Origin of the sequence: Streptomyces xantholiticus (genome assembly GCF_014651015.1) — a bacterium.
GTDB lineage: Bacteria > Actinomycetota > Actinomycetes > Streptomycetales > Streptomycetaceae > Streptomyces > Streptomyces xantholiticus.
The window spans coordinates 540,055-562,631 of record NZ_BMWB01000001.1 but is presented as its reverse complement, the minus strand read 5'-3'; the positions used below and the strand labels follow the sequence as shown (position 1 = coordinate 562,631).

Below are 22,577 nucleotides of genomic sequence, written 5' to 3'. Positions count from 1 at the left end.
GGTTGCTGCACATGTGGCCTGGACAGCAGCACCCGGAAGGCGGGCAGCACCCGCACCACCCGCAGCCCGGTCCCTACGGGCCGCCTGGCGGCCCTCAGCAGTCGTGGAACATGCCCACGCAGCCCGCCGGCCCCGCCGTACCTGTCCCTGAGCGCCGCGGCACTGCCACGGTCGTCGCCGTGGTCGCTGCCGCGGTCGTCGTCGTGGCCGCCGCGGTCACCGGATATCTGGTCCTCGGCGGCGACGGTGACGAGAGCGCCCGGCCGCCCGCTTCCACCGGTTCCTCCGCACCTGTGACGGATGGCGCCCGTACGGACGCCGGGGAGCAGCCGACCGTGCCCGGCTGGCGGACCGTGACGAACCCGAGGACCGGCATCGCCTTCGACGTACCGCCCGAGTGGGGCCTCAGACCGGCGTCATGGTCGACCTATGTCGCCGACGACAGCGACCCGGAGGAGATTCCCCTCGTCGGCTTCTCCGCCCCGGCGATGCTCGAGGAGAAGTGGTGCGTGTCCGACGCCGACCTCGACGGCTCGCCGGACGAGACCTGGCTCGCCGCCGCCGGCTCCCGCGCCGAAGGCGGGGCGAGAACGCCGCAGGAGGCCGCCCGCGACAATGCCTCCCTGTGGGTGTACGGCGGCTACACCCAGCCGGACAGGGCCAAGGTGACCAAGGGCGAGGCCGAGCCGTACACCACGGCCTCGGGCATCACCGGCAGTGTGGCGACCGCCTCCTCCATGGGCGTCGAACCCGAGGGCAAGTGCGACACCGACGGCAAGGCGACCGCCTTCGCCTTCAAGAACCCCAAGGGCGACATCGTCTCCTGGACGTTCGTAGGAGCGAAGGGCGTACGGGAGGAGGTTCCGGACACGACGGTCCACAAGGTCCTGAGCACGGTCCGCCTGGCCGGCGGCTGACGGTCCGCGTGCGGGCCGCGGCCGTCTTCCGATAGTGTCCGCGCGCGACAGGGCCGTCCGAAGGAACACCGACATGACCAACAAATCCGCGCCGTTCGACGAGCTGGACCGCAAGATCGTCGCCGCTCTGGTGGCGAACGCGCGGACGAGTTTCTCGGAGATCGGCGCGGCCATCGGGCTCTCGGCCACGGCGGTCAAGCGCCGCGTCGACCGGATGCGCGAGAACGACATCATCACCGGCTTCACCACCACGGTGCGCCCGGCCGCACTGGGCTGGGCGACAGAGGCGTACGTGGAGGTGTACTGCGACAGCGCCGCCCCGCCCCGGCGCCTCGCCGAAGTCGTGCGCAACCACCCGGAGATCACCGCCGCGATGACGGTCACCGGCGGCGCGGACGCGCTGCTGCACGTACGGGCGACGGACGTCGAGCACTTCGAGGAGGTGCTCGAACGCATCAGGGCCGAACCGTTCATCCGCAAGACGATCAGCTACATGGTGCTGTCCCACCTGCTGACCGGCAGCCCCGAGGCCGGGGCCGGCCGCGCCGCGACGTCCCCGGACGCCGGCAGCTGACCGGGCCCCCGCCGCCGCGGCCGGGGGCGCGTTCCCGTTCCGCCATGCAGCGATCAGCAGGAGCACAGCGCCCGCGGGTCACCGCCGACGACCTCGACCGGGCCGTGCAGCTCGCCGTCGCGGTGCTGCGGGACGCGCCGGAGCCGGCCTGGGACGGCAAGGCGGGGACCCTGGAGTGGACCTGCTGGGAGACGGCCGAACACCTGGCGGACGACCTTTTCGCCTACGCCGTCCAACTCGGACCCCGCACCCCGCCGCTCGACCGCGAAGTGCCGTTCGTCTACGAGAGCCGCCGGCCGGGCGGCCCGGCGAACTCGGTGCACGCGAACCCTTCCGCAGGCCCCGACGGCCTGCTCCAGGTGCTGGAGGCGAGCGGCGCGCTGCTGGTCGCCATGGTGCGCACCACCGCCTCTGACGTACGGGCCCACCATGTCTTCGGGGCGTCGGACCCGGAGGGCTTCGCCGCGATGGGCATCGTGGAGACGCTGGTGCACACCCACGACCTGGCCGAAGGGCTCGGCCTGGGCTGGGAACCGCCCGCCGGCATCTGCTCGCGGGTGCTGACCCGCCTGTTCCGGGACATGCCTGCGGGCGCCGCGCCCTGGCCCGCACTGCTGTGGTCCACCGGCCGGGCCGACCTCCCCGGCCGCCCCCGCCCGGCCGGCTGGCGCTGGTACGGAGCCCCGCTCGGATGACCCGAACGGGTGCTGTGAGCCGGTGGGCGACGCGAAACGCCGCCGAACGGCCTCATGACGCAGCATTCCTGCGCATACACGCAGCACTTGTTCCTTGTCGCCCCAACCTTCCGATTCCTACCGTTGAGACGTCACCGGTCGTCACCGGTCGTCACCGTCGACTCCGCCGTCCAGCGGTCGTCCCAGGAATCGGGAGGAAACCGGGTGCCACCCAGCCGCATGCCGCGTCCCAGGCGTTACCTGGTCTGCGAACCCCGTTACTTCGACGTGAAGTACGCCATCAATCCGTGGATGAGCGGGAACAGCGAGGTCGACCTCGACCTCGCCCGGTCCCAGTGGACCGCACTCACCGACACCTACCGGGCCCTCAACCACAAGGTCGAGTCCGTAGAACCGCACGCCGAACTGCCCGACATGGTGTTCGCCGCCAACTCGGCGCTCGTCCTCGACGGCAAGGTCTTCGGCTCCCGCTTCCACGCCCCGCAGCGCCGGCCGGAGGAAGAGGTGTACGCGGCCTGGTTCAAGGTCGCCGGCTTCGACGTGCACCGGCCGTCGGCGGTCGTCGAGGGCGAGGGCGACCTCGTGCCCGTGGGTGAGCACATCCTGGCCGGCAGCGGTTTCCGTACGACCGTCGAGGCCCACCGCGAGGTGCACGAGTTCTTCGGCGTGCCGGTCATCGGCCTCCAACTGGTCGACCCGTACTTCTACCACCTCGACACCGCCCTCTTCGTCCTCGAGGACGGGCACGACGGGCAGGAGGCGAACATCGCCTACTACCCGCAGGCCTTCTCGCCGGACAGCCTCGCGGTGCTGCGGCGGCTGTTCCCCCAGGCCCTGATCGCCACCCGGGACGACGCCATGGCGTTCGGCCTCAACTCCGTCTCCGACGGCCGCCACGTCCTCGTCGCCCCGCAGGCGCACGCCCTCGTCGAGCAACTCGCCGCGCACGGCTACGAACCCGTCCCCGTCGACATGTCGGAGTTCCACAAGGCCGGCGGCGGCATCAAGTGCTGCACTCAGGAGATCCGCGCATGACCCTCACGCCCGTACGCACCCAGCGCTCCTCCGAGGAGCTCATCCGCGCCGAGGAAACCACGCTGGCGCACAACTACCACCCGCTGCCCGTCGTCGTCGCACGCGCCGAAGGCGTGTGGGTCGAGGACGTCGAGGGCCGCCGCTACCTGGACATGCTGGCCGGCTACTCGGCCCTCAACTTCGGCCACCGCCATCCCGGCCTCATCGCCGCCGCGCACCGCCAGCTCGACGAGGTCACCCTCACCTCCCGCGCCTTCCACAACGATCGGCTCGCCGGTTTCGCCGAGGGCCTCGCCGAGCTCACCGGGCTCGACATGACCCTGCCGATGAACACCGGAGCAGAGGCCGTCGAGAGCGCCATCAAGGTCGCCCGCAAGTGGGCGTACGAGGTCAAGGGCGTAGCCCCCGACCGGGCCACGATCGTCGTGGCCGACGGCAACTTCCACGGCCGCACCACCACCATCGTCAGCTTCTCCACCGACGAGAGCGCACGCGGCGGTTTCGGCCCGTTCACGCCCGGCTTCCGCGTCGTCCCCTACAACGACCTCGCCGCGCTCGAGAACGCCGTCGACGAGACCACGGCCGCCGTGCTCATCGAGCCGATCCAGGGCGAGGCGGGCGTCCTCATCCCCGACGACGGCTACCTCGCAGGCGTGCGCGAGCTGACCCGCCGGGCCGGCTGCCTGTTCATCGCCGACGAGATCCAGTCCGGCCTCGGCCGCACCGGCACCACCCTCGCCGTCGACCACGAGTCCGTCGTCCCGGACATGCTGCTGCTCGGCAAGGCGCTCGGCGGCGGCATCGTGCCGGTGTCCGCGGTCGTCGCCCGCCGCGACGTCCTCGGCGTGCTGCGCCCGGGCGAGCACGGCTCCACGTTCGGCGGCAACCCGCTGTCCGCCGCGGTCGGTTCCGCCGTCGTCGACCTGCTCGCCACGGGCGAGTTCCAGCGCCGGGCGGCCGACCTGGGCGAGGTGCTGCGCGACGGCCTCGCCGGGCTCGTCGGCAAGGGCGTGGTCGGCTTCCGCTCCCGGGGCCTGTGGGCCGGCGTCGACGTCGACCCGGGCATCGGCACCGGCCGGGACATCAGCGAACGCCTGATGGCCGAGGGCATTCTCGTCAAGGACACCCACGGCTCCACGATCCGCATCGCGCCGCCGCTGACGATCACCCGCGAAGAACTCACCTCGGCCCTCACCTCCTTGGAGAAGGTCCTCGGCTGACCCCTGGGTTCGGCCGCTCCCCAGGACGGCCGAAGCGCGGGTGACCAGCCCCTCCGGTCCACGGCCACGCTGTCGTAAGGTGCACTTCTGGCAGCGTGGCCGAGGCGGAACGGAGACAGCGTGAAGATCCTCATCAGCGCCGACATGGAGGGCGCCACGGGGGTGACGTGGCCGGCCGACGTACTGCCGGGCACCCCCCAGTGGGAACGCTGCCGGTCCCTGTTCACCTCCGACGTGAACGCGGCCGTCCTCGGGTTCTTCGACGGCGGCGCGGACGAGGTGCTGATCAACGAGGCGCACTCGACCATGCGCAACCTCCTCCTCGAGGAACTCGACGAGCGGGCCCAGATGCTCACCGGCCGCCACAAGTCCCTGTCCATGGTCGAAGGTGTGCAGCACGGCGACGTCGACGGCATCGCCTTCGTCGGCTACCACACCGGCGCCGGCACCGAAGGCGTCCTCGCCCACACCTACCTCGCCAACTCCGTCACCGGTGTCTGGCTGAACGGTGTCCGCGCGAGCGAGGGCCACCTCAACGCCCATGTCGTCGCCGAACACGGCGTCCCCGTCGTCCTCGTCACCGGCGACGACCTCACCTGCGAGGACGCCCTCGGCTACGCGCCCGAGGCGCTCAAGGTGGCCGTCAAGGACCACGTCTCGCGCTACGCAGCCGTCTGCCGCACCCCCGCCCGCACCGCGGCCGACATCCGCGCCGCGGCGAAGGAGGCCGCCGCCCTCGCCGTACGCCACGAGCCCGTCGAGGCCGGTCCGTTCACCGTGGAGATCGAGTTCGACGCGGAGCATCTCGCGGCCGCGGCCACCGTCGTACCCGGCGTGGCCAGGGCGCGCGGGGAGCGGCGGGTCGTGTACACCAGCGGGACGATGTACGAGGGCATCCGCACATTCAAGGCGGTCACGACGATCGTCTCGGCCGCCGTGGAGGAGCAGTATGGCTGACGTGACCGACACCACCATCGACGCCCGGGCCCTCGACGAAGTGGTGACGTACACCTCCGAACTCATCCGCATCGACACCACCAACCGGGGCGGCGGCGACTGCCGGGAGCGGCCCGCCGCCGAGTACGTCGCCGAGCGGCTGGTGGGCGCCGGGCTCGATCCGGTGCTGTTGGAACGCGCCCCCGGCCGCACCAATGTGGTGGCACGCTACGAGGGCTGGGACCCGGGGGCCGACGCGCTCCTCGTCCACGGCCACCTCGACGTGGTCCCCGCCGAGCCGGACGACTGGACCGTGCACCCCTTCTCCGGCGAGGTCCGTGACGGAGTGGTCTGGGGCCGGGGCGCGGTCGACATGAAGAACATGGACGCGATGATCCTCTCGGTCGTCCGCGCCTGGGCCCGGCACGGCATCCGGCCCCGCCGTGACATCGTGATCGCGTACACCGCCGACGAGGAGGCCAGCGCGGAGGACGGCTCCGCCTTCCTCGCCGAGGAGCACGCCTCGCTCTTCGAGGGCTGCACGGAAGGCATCAGCGAGTCCGGCGCCTACACCTTCCACGCCGGACCGGGCCTCGCGCTCTATCCCGTCGGCGCCGGCGAGCGCGGCACCGCCTGGATGAAACTCACCGCCCAGGGCAGGGCCGGACACGGCTCCAAGGTCAACCGCGAGAACGCCGTGACCAGGCTCGCCGCCGCCGTCGCCCGGATCGGCGAACACCGTTGGCCGGTACGGCTCACCCCGACCGTCAAGGCGGCGCTGCTCGAAATGGCCACGCTGCACGGCATCTCGCTCACCGCGGCCGAGCTGGAGGCCACCGGTTTCGACGTGGACGAGCTGCTCGTCAAGCTCGGTCCGGCCGCCAAACTCGTCGAGGCCACCGTGCGCAACAGCGCCAACCCGACCCTGCTGGAGGCCGGGTACAAGGTGAACGTCATCCCGGGGAACGCCATGGCCCTCGTCGACGGCCGCATCCTGCCCGGTACCGACGACGAGTTCCTCGCCACCATGGACGCGCTGACCGGCCCGGACGTCGAGTGGGAGTTCGACCACAACGAGATCGCGCTCCAGGCACCCGTCGACTCCCCGACCTTCGCCAAACTGCGCGCCGCACTCGAAGCGTTCGACCCCGACGCCCATGTCGTCCCGTTCTGCATGTCGGGGGGCACCGACGCCAAGCAGTTCGCCCGGCTCGGCATCACCGGCTACGGCTTCTCGCCACTGAAGCTGCCGCCCGGCTTCGACTACCAGGCACTCTTCCACGGCGTCGACGAACGCGTCCCCGTGGACGCCCTCCACTTCGGCGTCCGGGTCCTCGACCACTATCTGCAGACCGCTTAGGGGGAACGGACATGGTGCCCACCGGGGCGTACGGAACCTGGCCGTCACCGATCGACGCGGCGCTCGCCGCCTCGCACGACGGCCGCCCCGAGTACCTCGGCGTCGTCGGCGACGAGGTGTGGTGGACCGCCCCGCGCCCCGCGGAGGGCGGCAGACGCGCCCTGGTGCGCCGGCTCGCCGACGGTAGGGAGGAATCGGTCCTCCCCGCCCCGTGGAACGTCCGCAGCCGGGTCATCGAGTACGGCGGCATGCCGTGGGCCGGGACCGCGCGGGACGAGGCCGGTCCGCTCGTGGTCTTCGTGCACTTCCCCGACCAGCGTTTGTACGCCTACGAGCCCGACGTACCCGGTGCCGAGCCGCGGCCGCTCACCCCGGTGTCGCCATTCGGCGGCGGCCTCCGCTGGGTGGACCCGCAACTGCGGCCCGAGCGCGGCGAAGTCTGGTGCGTGCTGGAGGAGTTCACCGGCCCCTCGCCCACCGACGTACGCCGGGTGATCGCCGCCGTACCGCTCGACGGATCGGCGGCCGGCGACCGGTCCGCGGTACGGGAGCTCAGCGACGACAGGCACCGCTTTGTCACCGGGCCGCGGCTGTCGCCGGACGGCCGGCACGCGGCCTGGATCGCCTGGGACCATCCGCAGATGCCCTGGGACTCCACGGTCGTGATGCTCGGCGAGGTGACGGACGGCGGGCCGTTCGGCGGCATCCGGCCCGTGGCCGGCGAGAGTGACGAGTCGGTCGCCCAGGTCGAGTGGGCGCCGGACGGCTCCCTGCTGTTCACCGGTGACCTCGGCGGCTGGTGGGACCTGCAGCGCATCCGGCCCGACGCGTCGGGCTCCGCGGACCGCACCCCGCTGTGCCAGGGCCGCGGTGAGGAGTTCGGCGGACCGCTCTGGAAGATCGGCTCCCAGTGGTTCCAGCCGCTGAGCAGCGGACTGATCGCCGTCATCCACGGCAAGGGCACCACCGCACTCGGGATACTGGACCCGGAGACCGGCGAACTCGTCGACGCCGCCGGACCGTGGAGCGAGTGGGCGCCGACCCTCGCCGCCGCCGGCGACCGCGTGTTCGGCGTCGCGGCCAGCCCGCGCAGCGCCTACGAGGTCGTGGAGCTCGACACCCGTACCGGCCACACGCGCGTCGTCGGCAGCCCGCACGACGACCCGGTCGACCCGGCGTACTACCCGGAGCCGCAGATCCGCGTCTTCACCGGCCCCGACAGCCGCGACATCCACGCCCACATCTACCCGCCGCAGAGTCCCGACCGGGTCGCACCGGACGACGAACTCCCTCCGTACGTGGTGTGGGCGCACGGCGGCCCGACCGGCCGCGCCGGTCTCGTACTCGACCTGGAGATCGCGTACTTCACCTCGCGCGGCATCGGCGTGGCCGAGGTCAACTACGGCGGCTCCACCGGCTACGGCCGCGAGTACCGCAACCGGCTGCGGGAGCAGTGGGGCGTGGTCGACGTCGAGGACTGCGCGGCAGTCGCCCAGGCCCTTGCCGACGAGGGCACCGCGGACCCGGCCCGGCTCGCGATCCGCGGCGGCAGCGCGGGCGGCTGGACCGCGGCGGCCTCCCTCGCCGGCACCGAGGTGTACGCCTGCGCAACGGTCATCTATCCGATCCTCGACCTGCGTTCGTGGGCCGCGGGCGAGACCCACGACTTCGAGTCGCAGTACCTGGAGTCGCTGATCGGCCCGCTCGCCGAGGTGCCAGGGCGCTACGACGAACGCTCGCCCATCACTCATGTGGACCGCATCACCGCGCCCTTCCTGCTGCTGCAGGGTCTGGACGACGTGATCTGCCCGCCCCTGCAGTGCGAGCGGTTCCTGGAACAGGTGGCGGGACGTCAGATCCCTCACGCGTACATCGCCTTCGAGGGCGAGGGCCACGGATTCCGCAGGGCCGACACCATGGTTCGGGCACTCGAGGCCGAACTGTCCCTTTACGTCCAGACGTTCGGGGTCTCCCGGTCCGACGTTCCGCTGCTGGAGCTGAGGAAATGACGCCGCTGACCCGCCCTGCGCGCCTTCGACCGGGCGATCGGGTGGCCGTCGTCGCGCCCAGCGGCCCCGTGCGCGGCGAGGGGCTCGACGCCGGCCTGGACATCCTGCGCGCCTGGGACCTCGACCCCGTCGTCATGCCGCACGCCAGGGAGACCCATCCGGGCCTGAGCTATCTCGCGGGCGCGGACGAGGCCCGCGCCCGCGACCTGACCGAGGCCTGGTGCGACCCGTCCGTCTCCGCCGTGATCTGCGCCCGCGGCGGCTACGGTGTCCAGCGCATGGCCGACCTGGCCGACTGGAGCGCGATGCGCGCCGCCGGTCCCAAGGTCTTCGTCGGTTACAGCGACATCACCGCGCTGCACGAGGCGTTCGCGATGCGGATGGGTCTGGCCACCCTGCACGGCCCGATGGCCGGCGCCGTGACCTTCCTCAAGGACGTCCGCACCCAGCAATCGCTGCGGGACACCCTCTTCGAGCCGGAGTCGGTGCGGACCCTGCACGCCCTGGACGGCGCCCGCACGATGGTTCCCGGCAGGGCCCGCGGCGTCACCCTCGGCGGCTGCCTCGCCCTGCTCGCCGCCGACCTCGGCACACCGCACGGACGTCCGTCGGCGCGGGGTGGACTGCTGCTGCTCGAGGACGTGGGGGAGGAGGACTATCGCCTGGACCGGATCCTGACCCAACTCCTGCGCGTCGGCTGGCTGGACGGCGTCACCGGCGTGGTCCTCGGCTCCTGGGCGGAGTGCGGCCCCTACGAGCAGGTCCGTGCGGTACTCGCCGACCGTCTCGGCGGCCTGGGTGTTCCGGTAGTCGAGGAGTTCGGCTTCGGTCACGGCCCGACGAATCTCACGATGCCGCTCGGCATCCCGGCCGTACTGGACGCGGACGCCCACACCGTGACCCTGGACGTCCCCGCCCTCACCTGACGCCGACGACGGCGGCTCGCCGGAGGGGCGGGTGAGCCCGGGTGACGGGCTGCCCCCGGACGGGGCCCGTTGAATTCCTGTCAAGAAGTGTCCGCACGAGCGTTGACGTGCATCTGACACCTGGAACACCATGGCGCCAGCCCCTACTTACCGGTCGGTATGGCGTCCTCGACGTGGAGGTCCTCGTGTCCCGTGCCCTGCCCCGAAGCCGCAAGTCGCTGGCCCTGGCCGTCGGAACGGCGCTGCTCGCACCGCTCGCACTCGCTTGCCCGGCCGCGGCCGACGACCCGACGGCCGGTCAGTACACGGTCACCGCACTGGAGTTCACCGTGGTGGCGGGCGGCGACAGGACCTGTGCGATCGACGCCGACCTCTACCGCCCCGCCGGTGTCGACGCCGCACGACCCGCTCCTGCGGTTCTGACCACCAACGGCTTCGGCGGCAGCAAGGCCGACGGCTCCACGGACGCCACCGCGAAGGCGTTCGCCGCCCGCGGTTATGTGGCCCTGGCCTACTCGGGTCTGGGCTTCGGCAAGTCGGGCTGTCTCATCTCCCTCGACGACCCGCAGCTCGACGGCCGCGCGGCGTCCCGGCTGATCGACTTCTTGGCCGGCACTCGCGCCGCCGACGACGGCACCGTCATCGACCATGTGCTCAAGGACGGCGCAGGTGACCCGCGCGTCGGTATGATCGGCGGCTCGTACGGCGGCGCCGTCCAACTGGCCACCGCCGCGGTGGACCACCGGGTGGACGCGCTCGTCCCCCTGATCACATGGAACGACCTCAACCACTCGCTCGATCCCAACAACGCCACGGGGACCACCGTCCCCGGCGCCTTCAAATGGCAGTGGACGAACGGCTTCTTCCTCATCGGCGAGGGCCAGCCGCTGATCAACCCCGGCATCGATCCCTCCCGCTTCGGATCCCTGACCTGTCTGCACTTCGTCGCCCGGGCCTGTGACACCCAGCGGCTCCTCAACTCGGGCCGCTACCCGGCCGACCGGGTCGACGAGATGCAGCGCTTCGCCCGCAGCGTCTCGCCCGTCTCCTACCTGCCCCAGGTCGAGGCGCCGACCCTGTTCGTCCAGGGGCAGGCGGACAGCCTCTTCACCCTCCACGAGGCGCAGGCGAGTTACGAGACACTGAAGGCCCAGGGCACCGAGGCCAAGATGATCTGGCAGTCCTGGGGACACAGCGGCGGTATGACCGATCCCGCCTCCGGCGAGCTCAACCTCGGTGAGGGGAACTTCGAAACCAGCTACGTCGGGAAGCGGATCCTCGCCTGGTTCGACCGGTATCTGCACAAGAACGCGAATACGGACACCGGCCCGGCCTTCGCCTACTACCGCGACTGGCGGAGCGGATACGGCGAGGCGGGCGCCGTACCGCCCCTCTCCCGGAAGCTCTACCTCTCCGGCGACGGCAAACTCGTCGACACTCCCTCCCAGGTGGCCCCCGGCAGCCGCAGCTACGCCAACCGGCTGTTCCCGACCAGCCACTCGGAGTCGTCACTGGCGGGCGTCCTCGGCCTGCCGGACCCCGAGCCGTACGACCTCAGGGGCACGCACCTGAGCTGGCGCGGCGAGCCGCTGGCGGGACCGGTCGACGTCGTCGGCGCGCCGAGGGCCCGGCTGAAGGTCGTCTCGCCCGAGGCGGAGCGGGTCCAGGACTCGGACGACGCGGCCGACAAGCTGGTTCTGTTCGCCAAGGTCTACGACCTCGCACCGGACGGCACCAGGACCCTCGTGAACCGCCTGGTCGCACCCGTCCGGGTCCCGGACGTCACCCGCCCCTTCACCGTCGAGCTCCCCGGTATCGTCCACCGCTACGAGGCCGGCCACCGGCTGGAGTTCGTGATCGCCGCGAGCGACACCGCGTACTTCGGGAACCGCGGCATCAAACCGGTGACCGTCGTCAGCGCGCCCGACGACATGGGGGTGCTGGAAATGCCGGTGGTGGGGGGCAGGCAGTCCTGATCGGCTGTCACGCGCCGTGGACCGGGTACCCGTACCCGCGTTCCCTTCGTGCGGTGGCCTGGCTGAGCGGGAACCGGGTGCTGTTGCCGGCCGCGAGGGTGCAGGCCAAGCAGGTGTCCGAGGACGGCCAGGAGCGCGACGGGTTCCGCCGACTGCACCGGGTCGGCCCGCCGGCGCGTGCCACCGATCAGTCTCGGCGTCAACCGCTGTTGCTGCTACTCGAGCCCGTACCCCGGGCGGATGACCTCGTCGATCAGGCGCTGCCGCTCAGGGAGCGACAGGAATGCCGACTCGGCTGCGGCGACGGTGAGTTCCTGGAAGACCTCGGCGCCGTAGCCGAAGGCGTCCGCCATGTGCTGGAACTCCTGACTCATGGTGGTGCCGGACACCAGGCGGTTGTCGGTGTTCAGGGTGACGCGGAACCCGAGGCGGCGCAGCAGGTCGATCGGGTGCGTGTCGTACGACTTGGCCGCGCCCGTCTGGAGGTTGGAGGTCGGGCAGACCTCGAGGGTGATGCGGTTGTCGCGCACGTACGCGGCGAGGTGGCCGAGCGTGGCCGTGCCGTCGTCGTGGACCTGGATGTCGTCGGTGATCCGGACGCCGTGACCGATCCGCTCGGCGCCGCAGACCTGCACGGCCTCGTGGATCGACTCGGCGCCGACCGCTTCGCCGGCGTGGATCGTGAAGTGGCAGTTGTGCCGCTTCAGATACCGGAAAGCGGGAAGGTGGCGGGCCGGCGGGTTGCCGATCTCGCCGCCCGCGATGTCGAACCCCGCGACCCCGCGGTCGCGGTGCGCGACCGTCAGCTCGGCGATCTCCAGCGACCGGTCGGTGTGGCGCATCCCGGTGAGCAGCGCGCGCACCACGATCCGGCCGCCGGTGCGGCGCTCGCCCTCGCGCAGGCCGGCGTTGACCGCCTCCACGACCTGGTCGAGGCTCAGCCCGCGCTCCTGGTGCTGCTCGGGCGCGTACCGCACCTCGGCGTACACGACCCCGTCCGCGGCCAGGTCCTCTGCGCACTCGGCCGCGATGCGCTCCAGTGCCTCACGGGTCTGCATCACCGCGCACGTGTGCGCGAACGTCTCCAGGTAACGCTCCAGGGAGCCCGAGTCCGCGGCCTGACGGAACCAGGTGGCGAGAGCGGCGGGGTCGTGCGTGGGCAGGCCCCGATAACCGACCTCGCGCGCGAGCTCGATGATCGTGGCGGGGCGGAGACCGCCGTCGAGGTGGTCATGGAGGACGACCTTGGGTGCGCGGATGATGTCAGACAAGTGCATCCGGGGAGTGTACGGGATGTGGCGTGTGTCCACTGCGCGGGGCGTTTCCGCCCCGCCTTGCCTCACCGGGCTCCGCCCGCGGCGCTGCCACGGAGCCCGTCCGACGTTCGAGGACACCCGAGCGAAGCGCGGTACGGCCGAGGCGGAGCCCCGGTTTCCAGAACGGGCGGGGTGGGGGGCGAGCCCGCCGCCCGGCGCACACGCACCCGCCGCCCGGCGCACACGCCACCCGCAGCCCGGACCCGCGCCTTCTCAGTGCGACAGCACCGGCAGCCCCGGCGCCCCCGTCGGCAGCATGTGCTTCGCCGCCAGCACCGGTGTGTCCCCGACTCGGACGACCTGCGTGATCAGTACCGCCGGTGTGTCCGCCGCCCGTCCCAGTTGTTCGCCGCGCCGACGGCCCAGCAGCGTCGCGCTCACGCTGCTGCGTGCGGCCAGGGGGAGGCCGGAGGATGCCGTGATGAGCACCGAGAGCATGGACGCGGCCGGTCCCGCGGCAGGCAGCGCCGCGGCGAAGGTCGGGTGCGCCGTGGCCAGCGTCTCCTCGGGAGCGGCCCACTCGTGGCTGAGGGCTGCCGCCGGACCGTCCCCCGTCACCAGTGACTCCCAGAAACGAAGCTCCGCGCCGGCCGGCGCGAGCAGGTGCTGGGTGGTGAAGTCCGTCGGTTCCTCCACCGTCCGCAGCAGCGGCCGCACCGTCAGCGGTGACCCTTGGGAGAGCACTTCCTCCAGCGGCTGGATGCGCTCGTAACCACGCTTGCGCACCCGGTCGTTGACCGTCCGCCCGACCCCGCGCCGCACGGACAGCAGCCCGTCCTCCTGGAGCAGCAGCAGCGCCTCGCGCAGCGCGGGTCTGCCGACGCCGAGTTCGGTGGCGAGCCGCGGCTCGGACGGGAGTGTGGAGCCCGGCGGATAGACGCCTTCGCGGATGGCGTCCGCGATCCGCTCGTACAGGACGACGACCGGTCTGCGCTGCTGCCGGCTGACTGCCACTGGTCCTCCTCGGATCATCTGTCGGCAAGCTATGCGAGCGCGTGGGCCGCTGGCAAAGCGACCCAGTAGCCCAACTTGTCTGACAAGAAGGCCAAGGTCGGGGGTGGCCTCACTGGGCCGCCGTATCGCCCGTAAAGTGTCGCCAGGCACCGCGCGGCCAACCGCAGGGGCGCGCAGTCAACCGCAGGAACGGGGACGACATGCGTTACGCCGACGGGCCCGCCACGGCCCACGACGTGTACATCGAGGCCGCTCCGCAGGTGGTCTGGGAACTGGTGACGGACATCCACCTCCCGGCCCGCCTCAGCCCTGAGCTGCAGCGTGCGGAATGGCTCGGCGACGCCGTCGAGCCGCAGGTGGGAGCCTGCTTCGCCGGACACAACCGCCACCCGATGATCGGCGAATGGCGGACCGTATCCCACGTCCTGGAGGTGGCGGAGCAGCGCCTGTTCCGCTGGGCCGTCGTGGACGCGGACGGCAGGTACTCCGAGCAGGCCCCTGATCCCGCCCACCCGCTCGCGACATGGTCGTTCGCCCTGGAGGCCGAAGGCAGCGGCACCCGCCTGCGGCAGTCGGTACGCATCGGCCCCGCCCGCTCCGGCGTCAACCTCGCCATCGACAGGATGCCGGAGCGCGAGGAGGAGATCGTGGCCTTCCGCCTCGGCGAACTCCGCGCCAACATCGAGGCGTCACTGCAGGGGATCAAAGCACTCGCGGAAGCGGAGCGCAGCGCACCCTGGAGAGGGCCGTGTGTGCCGACTGTGCCGTAATCTGACGAAATGTCCGCGACACCGCCCGCCGACGGCCCCGTCCGCCCTTACCTGACCGTCGGCGAACGCGTCGGCCTGCGCCACTGCACGTACGAGGACGCCGCCGAGTTCACCGTGTGCGCTCGGCGGAGCACCGCTCATCACAGGCCCTGGCTCTTCCCGCCGCTCACCGAGGACGACTACGCCACCTATGCCCGGCGTCTGATCGAGGACCCCGCCCGGGTCGGCTTCCTCGTCTGCGAGCGCCCCACCGGCAGGATCGCGGGATACATCAACGTCAACAACATCGTCCACGGCGCGTTCCTCAGCGGCGCCATCGGCTACGGCGCCTTCGCGCACGCGCTCGGCCGCGGCCTGATGGGCGATGCCCTGCGGCTGCTGGTCGCGTACGCCTTCGAGGGCGAAGGCCTCGGCCTGCACCGGCTGGAGGCCAACATCCAGCCGGGCAACACCGCCTCACTGGGACTCGTACGGTCCGCCGGTTTCCGGCTCGAAGGCTATTCGCCCGACTTCCTGTACATCGACGGCGCCTGGCGCGACCACGAGCGCTGGGCGATCACCCGTGAGATGACGGACCGCGCCCGTCAGCGGCGGCCCTTGTAGTTGACCTTCATGGTGTCCATGTCCGTCACCGAGGACCTGAGCCTGCCGTGGGCGTGCCCGAGCGCTGCCAGCGCGCGCTCCGCGCGGTCCTCGGCGATCGCCGCGGCCATCTCGTCGCCGTCCGACGCGTCGGAGACGACGACGAAGCGGTACGAGAAGTGCTTGAGCGTCCGGTCGTAGGTGAGCGAGCCCTCCTCGGTGAACTGCATCTGCGTGAGCCCGTGGTCGTCCACGTCCGCGAGCAGCGCCGCGCGGCCCTCGTCGGTCGGCCCGTCCCAGGTGCCTCGCACGATCACCCGGTAGGTGTGCTGGGTGCTCATCCCTGCTCCCCTTGCTCCCCGTCGTCCACCTGGCCGTGACCGGCCGGGGAGCAACGTTACGGAGGCCTCGGCCCGGCGCCCACCGAATATCGGGGAGGGCGCCCGGCCTGCCGGTTCAGCCGGCCGCCGGCTTGCGGTCGACGTACTCGAAGACCGACCCGTCGGGGTGGACGGCGATCAGGTTCCGGCCCACCGGCGTCTCCACCGGACCGGCCAGCACTTTGGCACCGACGTCGTTGAGCGTGGCGTGCGCGTCGTCCACGTCCTTGACGGCGATCGTCGCCGACACCTTGCGCAGGATCTCCAGCTCCGACTCCGGTCCGCTCATCAGCAGGAAGCAGCCGACGGCCGCCACGGAGACCCCACCGCGGTCGAAGCGGAGCGGCGGGGCGCCGGTGAGGCGTTCGTAGAAGGCCGCGGAGGCGTCCAGGTCGTCTACGCAGATGCGGAGGGTGGTTCCGAGGATCTCCATACGAACGAGGGTAGTTGGCAGCCGCGCCAGGCGGCAGGGAGAGTCCGGGACCCGCCCGTCACACGCGGCAGAGCAGCTCGCCGTGCGGAACCATGAACCAGGCGTCGGGGTGCTCGCCCCAGGCGCGCCAGGCGTCGGAGATCGCCTCGAGCTGTTCCCGTGAGGCGTGGCCGCCCTCCACGGCGAGCTGCGCGTACACCGACCCGGTGGTGCGGTCGGCCCACAGTCCGCTCCACCACGCGCGGTCGGCGGGTGTGGCGAAGCACCAGGTGGCCGCGGTGGCCGTGATGTCGGTGAAACCGGCGGCGCGGGCCCAGGACAGCAGCCGGCGGCCGGCGTCGGGCTCGCCGCCGTTGGCGCGGGCGACGCGCCGGTACAGCGCCAGCCACTCGTCCAGCGCCGGTGGCCCGGGGTGCCAGGTGAACCCCCCGTAGTCGCTGTCGCGCACGGCGACTACGCCGCCCGGCCGGCACACCCGCCGCATCTCCTGCAGTGCCCGCACCGGGTCCCCGACGTGCTGGAGCACCTGGTGGGCGTGGACGACGTCGAACGAGTCGTCGGGGAAGTCCAGCTCGTGGACATCGGCGACCACGAAGCGGACGTTGTCCAGGCCCTGCTGCTCCGCGTACGCCCGCGCCTGCCCGAGCACGTTCTCCGCCGCGTCGACCGCGGTGACCCGGCCCGGCGCCACCAGCTCCGCGAGGTCGGCGGTGATGGTGCCGGGCCCGCAGCCCACGTCCAGCACGTCGAGTCCCGGCCGCAGTTCGCCGACCAGGTATGCCGCGGAGTTCGCGGCGGTGCGCCAGGTGTGGGAGCGCAGCACGGACTCGTGGTGCCCGTGGGTGTAGACGGCGGTCTCCTGCGGCATGACGTCTCCTTCTGCTGAGGCGAGTGCAGCCAACGGTACGCCGACATCCCGTATTTCGAGACCCGTTTCTTACTATGTGGACACAGCTGCCGGCGTGCGCGGGCCTCTACAGCAGGGCCTGCGGACGGTAGACGGTGAGCGCCTCCGTGATCTTGTCCACGACCAACTCGCTCGGAGCCTGCGCCACTTCACCGTCGTAGGCCAGCAGGGTCCCCGGCGCCAGACCGCCGATCCTGAGGTGACGCAGCTGCTGCGCCGCGTGGACGGGGGAGCGGTTCAGCTTCCCGGCCAGGGCCGCACCGAGCAGGCGCCAGCCCGGGGCCCGGCCGCCGTGCACCACGCGAACGTCCAGCAGGCCGTCCACCAGGTTCTGACGGTGGCCCGGCGTGGGGTCGACACCCTTGTAGACGCCGTTGCCCGCGAACAGCAGCCACATCGGGCGACGCCTGCCCTGCACCTCGGCCTCCAGCGGATGCCGCGCGCGCAGCACCATCGATGCCGCCAGCACACCGGCGGGCCAGCTGCCGATCCGCGGTGACCAGCGCTCCCTGATGCGTACGAGATCCGGGTAGACGCCGAGGCTGAAGGTGTTCAGGAAGTGCCCCGGTTCCGCGCTGCCGCCCGGGCCCGGTGTGAACCGGCCCAGGTCCACCCGGACCGCGTCACCTGCGGCGAGCGCACGGCAGGTGTCATGGAGCGACTCGATGCCGAGGTCGTAGGCGAAGTGGTTGAGCGTGCCCCCGGGGAAGACGGCGAGCGGTACGCCGTGCTCCGCCGCGACAGCCGCGGCCCTGTTGATCGTCCCGTCGCCGCCGACAATGCCCAGCGCGCGCCCGCGCCCCGCGGCCTTCTCCAACTCCGCCCGCAGCTCCTCGGGTGCGCACTCCACCACCTCGGCGAGCGGCAGCGCCTCGCGCACCAGCGGCGCCATGTCCGCAGACCCGGACTCGCGGTTGACGATCACGACCAGGTCCTCGCCGCCCGGCAGCGCCGGCGCATCGGCATGCGGGGTGCCCGGCGCGGGCAGTTGCGACCTCGTGGGCACCGCGCCCCGCACCGCGAAGGCCGCACCCACACCGAGTGCCGCGCCGACGAGGACGTCGCTCGGGTAGTGCACCCCGGTGTAGACGCGCGAGAACGCGACGGACGCCGCCACCGGTGCGACGACCGCGCCCCACGCCTTCGACTCCAGAGCGACGCCGGTCGCGAACGCCGCCGCCGACGCGGCGTGGCCCGAGGGGAACGACGTGGTGAACGGCTGCCGCTTCAACTGCCGTATCACCGGCACCGCATCGAGCAGCGGCCGTGCCCTGCGCACGGACCGCTTGCCGACGGTGTTGATGACGGCGGAGGCGACGGCGAGGGAAGCGACTCCCCGCACCGCCGCCCGCCGCGAGCGGGCGCCGCGTCCCAGCGCGGCGATGCCGGCGGCCGCGCCGAACCAGAGCAGCCCGTGGTTGGCGCTGCGGCTCAGTTTCGGCAGCACCGGCTCGGCGCCCGGCCACTCACGTGCGGCCACGGCGTGGAACAGGCGGCGGTCCCAGCCTCTGAGCAGCGCCGCGATCTGTCCGTCGAGCGGCTGTTGTCCCGGTACGTACGTGTCGGTCATGCTCGGCGTCTACCCTTTGGCGGCTCCGGTAACGCCGCCGCCCACCGCTGCGCCGCCGCCCCCATCCGAGCCGCACGCCACCCGCACCTCACTCGCCCCCCACCCCGCCGCCCGGACCCGTCCGCGCGGCGAGGACGACCGATCCTTCGTATAAAGGGCTCGTGGACCGGGCAGACGACCCGGGTGCGAGTGGCTGCGGAGGTGGACGTGATGACCGGGACGGACACGGAGGGCCGCGGACCCGTCCGCTACGGGCCGCACGCCCCCGGCGCCGGCCTTCCGGTGCTGCCCGGCCTGAGCGCCGTCCTGGCGGCGGCCGCGGGGGACCCGGCGGGCGAGCCGCCCGGCGGCGGACCGACGCTGCGGGAGGCGGCCTGCGGGTACTGGTGGCGGCGCGGACTGCGCACCCGTCCGGGCGAGGTCGTCGCGGCGTCCGGCGCCCAGTCCCTGCTCTTCGCGCTGCTCGGCGCCTACGACGGCGACGTGCTGATGCCCCGTCCGTGCCCCGCCTGGTGGACTCCGCAGGTGAGGCTGCTGGGGCGGCCCGCCTACCATGTGCCGGTGCCCGCGGAGTGCGGTGGCGTCCCGGACCCGTTCGCGCTGCTGGAGACCGTACGCCGGGTGCGGGCGGAGGGCGGCCGGCCCAGGTTGCTGCTGCTGTCCGTCGCCGACGACCCGACCGCCACCGTCGCCCCGCCGGAGACCGTGCGCGAGGCCTGCGAGGCGGCGCTCGGCGAGGGTCTGCACATCGTCAGCGACGAGACCTGGCGCGACACGGTGCACGAGCCGCACGAGACGGTGCTGGTCAGCCCCGCCGAGATGTACCCCGAGGACGTGACCGTCATCAGCGATCTCGCGGGGGCGCTCACCCCGTCCTCCTGGCCGGTCGCCGTCGCCCGCTTCCCGCAGGGCGAGCGCGGCGCGGCCCGGCGCGCCAGGACCCTGGACGTCCTCACCGCGCTCGGGGCCGTCGTCCCCGCCCCGGTCGCCGCGGCCGCGGCGCACGCGCTCGACGAACCTCCGGAGGTCACCGAGCGCGCGACGGCCGCGTCCGCCCTGCACGCCCGCGTCGCGGCCGCGGTCCACCACCTGGTCGTGACGGCCGGCGCGGTCTCCCGGCCCCCGCAGGCCGGCCGCCACCTCTACGCGGACCTCGGCCCGTTGCGCGCCGGCCTCGCGGCAAGCGGCGTCACCGACTCCATGGAGCTCGAGGACCATCTGAGCGGGCGCCTCGACATGCCGGTGCCCGGCGGGCACCGGTTCGGCGACGAGCTGGGCGCCCTGCACGTACGGCTGGACACGGCGCCCTTCCTCGGCGCCACCGACGAGGAGCGGCTCGAATCGCTCGCCGCATCGGCCCCGCTGGAACTGCCCCATGTCACCGCCGCGTTGGAGAGGCTCGGAGCGGCTTTCGAGAATCTGCGGTGAGTGATCCCCGCGTCGGGACGGACGCGACAGGACGCCAGGAGCGCTGAAGGACCCGGACCCGCGTTGATCGGAGACCCCGATGGCGAAACAGACGGAGCGACCGGCGGAGCCCACCTCACCGGCGGCAGCACGCCACCCGCAGCCACGATCCCGCACCCGCCCGCTGTACGGACAGCGCACCTGGCCCAGATGCTTCGCCGATCGGCTGACCGCCCCGCTCCCCGGCGTGCGCGCCATGGCCAGGCTCGCCAGGGAAGGTGCGGTGCGTCCGGGCCCGGAAGGGCTGAGGGGCATCCCGGCGCTGCCGTTCGAGCCGGGACCGCTGCCCGAGGTGGACGGGCGGACCGTCGCCGTCACCTGGGCCGGGCACGCCAGCTGGATCCTGCGCATCGGCGGGCTCACCGTCCTGACCGATCCCGTCTGGTCGCGCCGTATCTTGGGCACACCCGTACGGATCACTCCGGTCGGCGTCCGCTGGGAGGACCTGCCGCCCGTCGACGCGGTGGTCATCAGCCACAACCACTTCGACCATCTGGACGCCCCCACCCTGCGGCGGCTGCCCCGCCGCACACCGCTCTTCGTCCCGGCGGCCCTCGGGCGCTGGTTCCGCCGTCGCCGGTTCACGCACGTCACCGAACTGGACTGGTGGGAGGGGGCCGAACTCGGCGGCGTACGGTTCGACTTCGTACCGGCGCACCACTGGTCCAAGCGCACCCTGCTCGACACCTGCCGCACCCTGTGGGGCGGCTGGGTGCTCACCGACGCCGAAGGCCGGTCGGTGTACTTCGCCGGAGACACCGGCTACGGCCACTGGTTCGAGGAGATCGGCCGCCGGCACCCCGCCCTCGATCTCGCGCTGCTCCCCATCGGGGCGTACGCCCCCCGCTGGTGGCTCAGGGACGTGCACACCGACCCGGAGGAGGCGGTACGGGCCTTCACCGACCTGGGGGCAAGGAACATGGCGCCGATGCACTGGGCGACGTTCGTGCTGTCCGCGGAGCCGGTGGTGGAACCCCTGCGACGGCTGCGCGCCGCATGGGAGCGCACCGGCCGGCCGCGCCACGAGTTGTGGGACCTGCCGGTCGGCGGGTCACGCGTGCTGACCGTCTGAGCCGCGGGACGGGCGGAGCCTGCGCCACAGCGCCGGCACGCCGCTGACGAGCACCGTCAGGGCGACCGCCGCGACGACGCCCTGCCACGGCTCCGCGAACAGCGACCCGCCCAGGATGCCGATCAGGCCGTACGTCGCGGCCCACGCCAGGCAGGCGGGCGCGTCACCGCGGACGAAGCGACGCAGCGGCATCCTGGCCAGCAGGCACGCCAGCATGATCGGCACCCTCCCGGCGGGCACCAGCCGGGAGACCACCAGCACCGTCACCCCGTGCTCGTCGAGCCCTCGCTGGGCCTGCGCGAGCCGGTCCGGCGCGGCGCGTTCGCGCAGGGCGGCGAGCCAGCGCGAACCGTTCCTCGACCGGACCCCGCGCCCTCCCAGCCAGTAGAGGGCCACATCACCGGCGAACGCGGCCGCCGACGCGACGAGGAAGACGAACAGCAGCGCGAGCGGTGCGGTCTGGTGGAAGGCGACCACGGCGGCCGAACTGACCACGGCGCCGGTGGGCACCACTGGCACCAGCGCTCCGAGAGCCACCAGCAGGAACAGGGACGGATAGCCCACGGCCTGCTGGGTCGACTCCGGAGGAAGTTGCCGCACCAGCTCGGACAACCGGTCGAGCGCGTCGGCGAGCTGTGCCGTCACCTGGTCCCCTCCGGCCCGATCCGCTCGCAGTGCCCGAGCCGGTGCACTGTCACCTTCGGTGCCAGTTGCGCCGCCTTGCGCGCGAACTCGTCGCCGGGCGCGTAGAACTCGTGCGGTCTGATCGCGTCCATCCCGATCGGCCAGTACGTGCCGTAGTGCACCGGTACGGCGGCCCGCGGCGAGAGCCGGGCCGCTGCCTGCGCCGCGCGAACGGCGTCCAGATGGCCGTGGCCCAGGTACGGGCCCCAGCCGCCGACGGGCAGCAGCGCCATGTCGATCGGGCCGACCTCGTCGGCCATCGAGTCGAACAGGCCGGTGTCGCCCGCGAAGTACGTGTGGGACTCGCCGCTGACGACGAAGCCGAGGGCCGGTGAGCGGTGCGGTCCGAGCGGCAGCCGCCGCCCGTCGTGCTTGGCGGGCACGGCCCGTACGAGCAGCTCGCGCACCCGGACCTTCTCGCCCGGCGCGACCTCCGTGACCCGCAGCCCGGCCGCGCGTACCAGCCGGCCGAGCCCCGGCACCGAACGTACCGCGCCGCGCGGCACGACCAGCCGGGTGCCGGGAGAGAGCCGCGCGAGCGACGCCAGGTGCAGATGGTCGGAGTGCAGATGGGAGACGAGGACGGCGTCGGCGACGGCCGCCTGCCGGGGCGGCAGTTCACCGCGGCGCCGCCGCAGATGGGCGAGGCGCCGCACGAACAACGGGTCGGTCAGCACCCGCACCCCGGAGTCCTCGATCGTGCAGGTGGCATGACCCCACCAGGTGACCTCCACCGGCACGCGACGCCTCCTCGCTGTCGATCCCCGTACCGTACGAGCCTAGGCCTTCGCCCG

At 72.4% G+C, this 22,577-nt stretch carries 22 protein-coding genes; 14 read left to right on the top strand and 8 right to left on the bottom strand.

Features of this window, described 5'->3' with window-relative positions:
• Positions 1 to 11 precede the first annotated feature (11 nt).
• The 10 genes from IE198_RS02610 (at position 12) to IE198_RS02565 (ending at position 11,648) form a co-directional block, all read left to right on the top strand.
• A complete protein-coding gene (locus tag IE198_RS02610) occupies positions 12 to 917 on the top strand; it encodes a DUF8017 domain-containing protein (protein ID WP_189882132.1) in 906 nt (301 codons plus the stop codon).
• Between the two features lie 73 nt (positions 918 to 990).
• On the top strand, positions 991 to 1,491 hold the full coding sequence (locus tag IE198_RS02605) for an Lrp/AsnC family transcriptional regulator (RefSeq protein WP_189882130.1): 501 nt from the start codon (positions 991 to 993) through the stop codon (positions 1,489 to 1,491).
• A gap of 44 nt (positions 1,492 to 1,535) precedes the next feature.
• Complete coding sequence (locus IE198_RS02600) at positions 1,536 to 2,186, top strand: maleylpyruvate isomerase N-terminal domain-containing protein (RefSeq protein ID WP_189882128.1); 651 nt, start codon at positions 1,536 to 1,538, stop codon at positions 2,184 to 2,186.
• A 204-nt stretch (positions 2,187 to 2,390) separates the two neighbouring features.
• Entirely contained in the window at positions 2,391 to 3,221 is an 831-nt protein-coding gene (gene ddaH / locus IE198_RS02595) for a dimethylargininase (protein WP_189882126.1), read from the top strand.
• Positions 3,218 to 4,441: an ornithine--oxo-acid transaminase gene (gene rocD / locus IE198_RS02590; protein WP_189882124.1), complete on the top strand. Its 1,224-nt coding sequence runs from the start codon at positions 3,218 to 3,220 to the stop codon at positions 4,439 to 4,441. The genes ddaH and rocD overlap by 4 nt, the downstream gene beginning before the upstream one ends.
• A 120-nt stretch (positions 4,442 to 4,561) precedes the next feature.
• Positions 4,562 to 5,398, top strand: a complete 837-nt coding sequence (locus tag IE198_RS02585) for a M55 family metallopeptidase (RefSeq protein ID WP_189882123.1) — start codon at positions 4,562 to 4,564, stop codon at positions 5,396 to 5,398.
• The gene (locus IE198_RS02580; RefSeq protein ID WP_189882121.1) at positions 5,391 to 6,737 is read left to right on the top strand and encodes a M20/M25/M40 family metallo-hydrolase; all 1,347 of its coding nucleotides are present in this window, start codon (positions 5,391 to 5,393) and stop codon (positions 6,735 to 6,737) included. Before IE198_RS02585 ends, IE198_RS02580 begins: the two co-directional genes overlap by 8 nt.
• An 11-nt stretch (positions 6,738 to 6,748) precedes the next feature.
• A complete protein-coding gene (locus IE198_RS02575; protein WP_189882118.1) occupies positions 6,749 to 8,746 on the top strand; it encodes a S9 family peptidase in 1,998 nt (665 codons plus the stop codon).
• The gene (locus IE198_RS02570) at positions 8,743 to 9,672 is read left to right on the top strand and encodes a S66 peptidase family protein (RefSeq protein ID WP_189882116.1); all 930 of its coding nucleotides are present in this window, start codon (positions 8,743 to 8,745) and stop codon (positions 9,670 to 9,672) included. Before IE198_RS02575 ends, IE198_RS02570 begins: the two co-directional genes overlap by 4 nt.
• Positions 9,673 to 9,857: 185 nt before the next feature.
• Positions 9,858 to 11,648 carry an alpha/beta fold hydrolase gene (locus tag IE198_RS02565; RefSeq protein WP_229833698.1) on the top strand — a complete coding sequence of 597 codons (1,791 nt, stop codon included), beginning with the start codon at positions 9,858 to 9,860 and terminating at the stop codon, positions 11,646 to 11,648.
• A gap of 215 nt (positions 11,649 to 11,863) precedes the next feature.
• Here IE198_RS02565 and IE198_RS02560 read toward each other — a convergent pair whose 3' ends face one another.
• Positions 11,864 to 12,925, bottom strand: coding sequence for an adenosine deaminase (locus IE198_RS02560; protein WP_189882112.1), 1,062 nt, complete (start codon positions 12,923 to 12,925; stop codon positions 11,864 to 11,866).
• 252 nt (positions 12,926 to 13,177) lie between these two features.
• Positions 13,178 to 13,918 (bottom strand): GntR family transcriptional regulator, encoded by a 741-nt coding sequence (locus IE198_RS02555; protein WP_189882110.1) that lies wholly within the window; start codon positions 13,916 to 13,918, stop codon positions 13,178 to 13,180.
• A gap of 200 nt (positions 13,919 to 14,118) precedes the next feature.
• On the opposite strand from IE198_RS02555, the gene IE198_RS02550 reads away from it, so the two are divergent.
• Both IE198_RS02550 and IE198_RS02545 read left to right on the top strand, forming a co-directional pair.
• Positions 14,119 to 14,688, top strand: a complete 570-nt coding sequence (locus IE198_RS02550) for an SRPBCC family protein (protein ID WP_189882108.1) — start codon at positions 14,119 to 14,121, stop codon at positions 14,686 to 14,688.
• 9 nt (positions 14,689 to 14,697) lie between these two features.
• Positions 14,698 to 15,291: a GNAT family N-acetyltransferase gene (locus tag IE198_RS02545; protein WP_189882106.1), complete on the top strand. Its 594-nt coding sequence runs from the start codon at positions 14,698 to 14,700 to the stop codon at positions 15,289 to 15,291.
• On the opposite strand, the gene IE198_RS02540 is transcribed toward IE198_RS02545, so the two are convergent.
• The 4 genes from IE198_RS02540 to IE198_RS02525 form a co-directional block, all read right to left on the bottom strand.
• Positions 15,273 to 15,611, bottom strand: a complete 339-nt coding sequence (locus IE198_RS02540; RefSeq protein ID WP_189882104.1) for a DUF6204 family protein — start codon at positions 15,609 to 15,611, stop codon at positions 15,273 to 15,275. The genes IE198_RS02545 and IE198_RS02540 overlap by 19 nt on opposite strands.
• A gap of 115 nt (positions 15,612 to 15,726) precedes the next feature.
• Positions 15,727 to 16,083 (bottom strand): VOC family protein, encoded by a 357-nt coding sequence (locus IE198_RS02535; RefSeq protein ID WP_189882101.1) that lies wholly within the window; start codon positions 16,081 to 16,083, stop codon positions 15,727 to 15,729.
• A gap of 58 nt (positions 16,084 to 16,141) precedes the next feature.
• A complete protein-coding gene (locus tag IE198_RS02530; RefSeq protein WP_189882099.1) occupies positions 16,142 to 16,951 on the bottom strand; it encodes a methyltransferase domain-containing protein in 810 nt (269 codons plus the stop codon).
• A gap of 106 nt (positions 16,952 to 17,057) precedes the next feature.
• Positions 17,058 to 18,560, bottom strand: a complete 1,503-nt coding sequence (locus tag IE198_RS02525) for a bifunctional phosphatase PAP2/diacylglycerol kinase family protein (RefSeq protein ID WP_189882098.1) — start codon at positions 18,558 to 18,560, stop codon at positions 17,058 to 17,060.
• 210 nt (positions 18,561 to 18,770) lie between these two features.
• Here IE198_RS02525 and IE198_RS02520 point away from each other — a divergent pair, with 210 nt between their 5' ends.
• Together IE198_RS02520 and IE198_RS02515 are read left to right on the top strand one after the other, a co-directional pair.
• Positions 18,771 to 19,988: an aminotransferase class I/II-fold pyridoxal phosphate-dependent enzyme gene (locus IE198_RS02520; protein WP_189882096.1), complete on the top strand. Its 1,218-nt coding sequence runs from the start codon at positions 18,771 to 18,773 to the stop codon at positions 19,986 to 19,988.
• A gap of 79 nt (positions 19,989 to 20,067) precedes the next feature.
• Positions 20,068 to 21,099 (top strand): MBL fold metallo-hydrolase, encoded by a 1,032-nt coding sequence (locus tag IE198_RS02515; protein ID WP_189882094.1) that lies wholly within the window; start codon positions 20,068 to 20,070, stop codon positions 21,097 to 21,099.
• Here the strand turns inward: IE198_RS02515 and IE198_RS02510 are convergent.
• Positions 21,079 to 21,744: a DedA family protein gene (locus IE198_RS02510; RefSeq protein ID WP_189882091.1), complete on the bottom strand. Its 666-nt coding sequence runs from the start codon at positions 21,742 to 21,744 to the stop codon at positions 21,079 to 21,081. The genes IE198_RS02515 and IE198_RS02510 overlap by 21 nt on opposite strands.
• Positions 21,741 to 22,523 (bottom strand): MBL fold metallo-hydrolase, encoded by a 783-nt coding sequence (locus IE198_RS02505; RefSeq protein WP_189882090.1) that lies wholly within the window; start codon positions 22,521 to 22,523, stop codon positions 21,741 to 21,743. Before IE198_RS02505 ends, IE198_RS02510 begins: the two co-directional genes overlap by 4 nt.
• Positions 22,524 to 22,577: the final 54 nt, after the last annotated feature.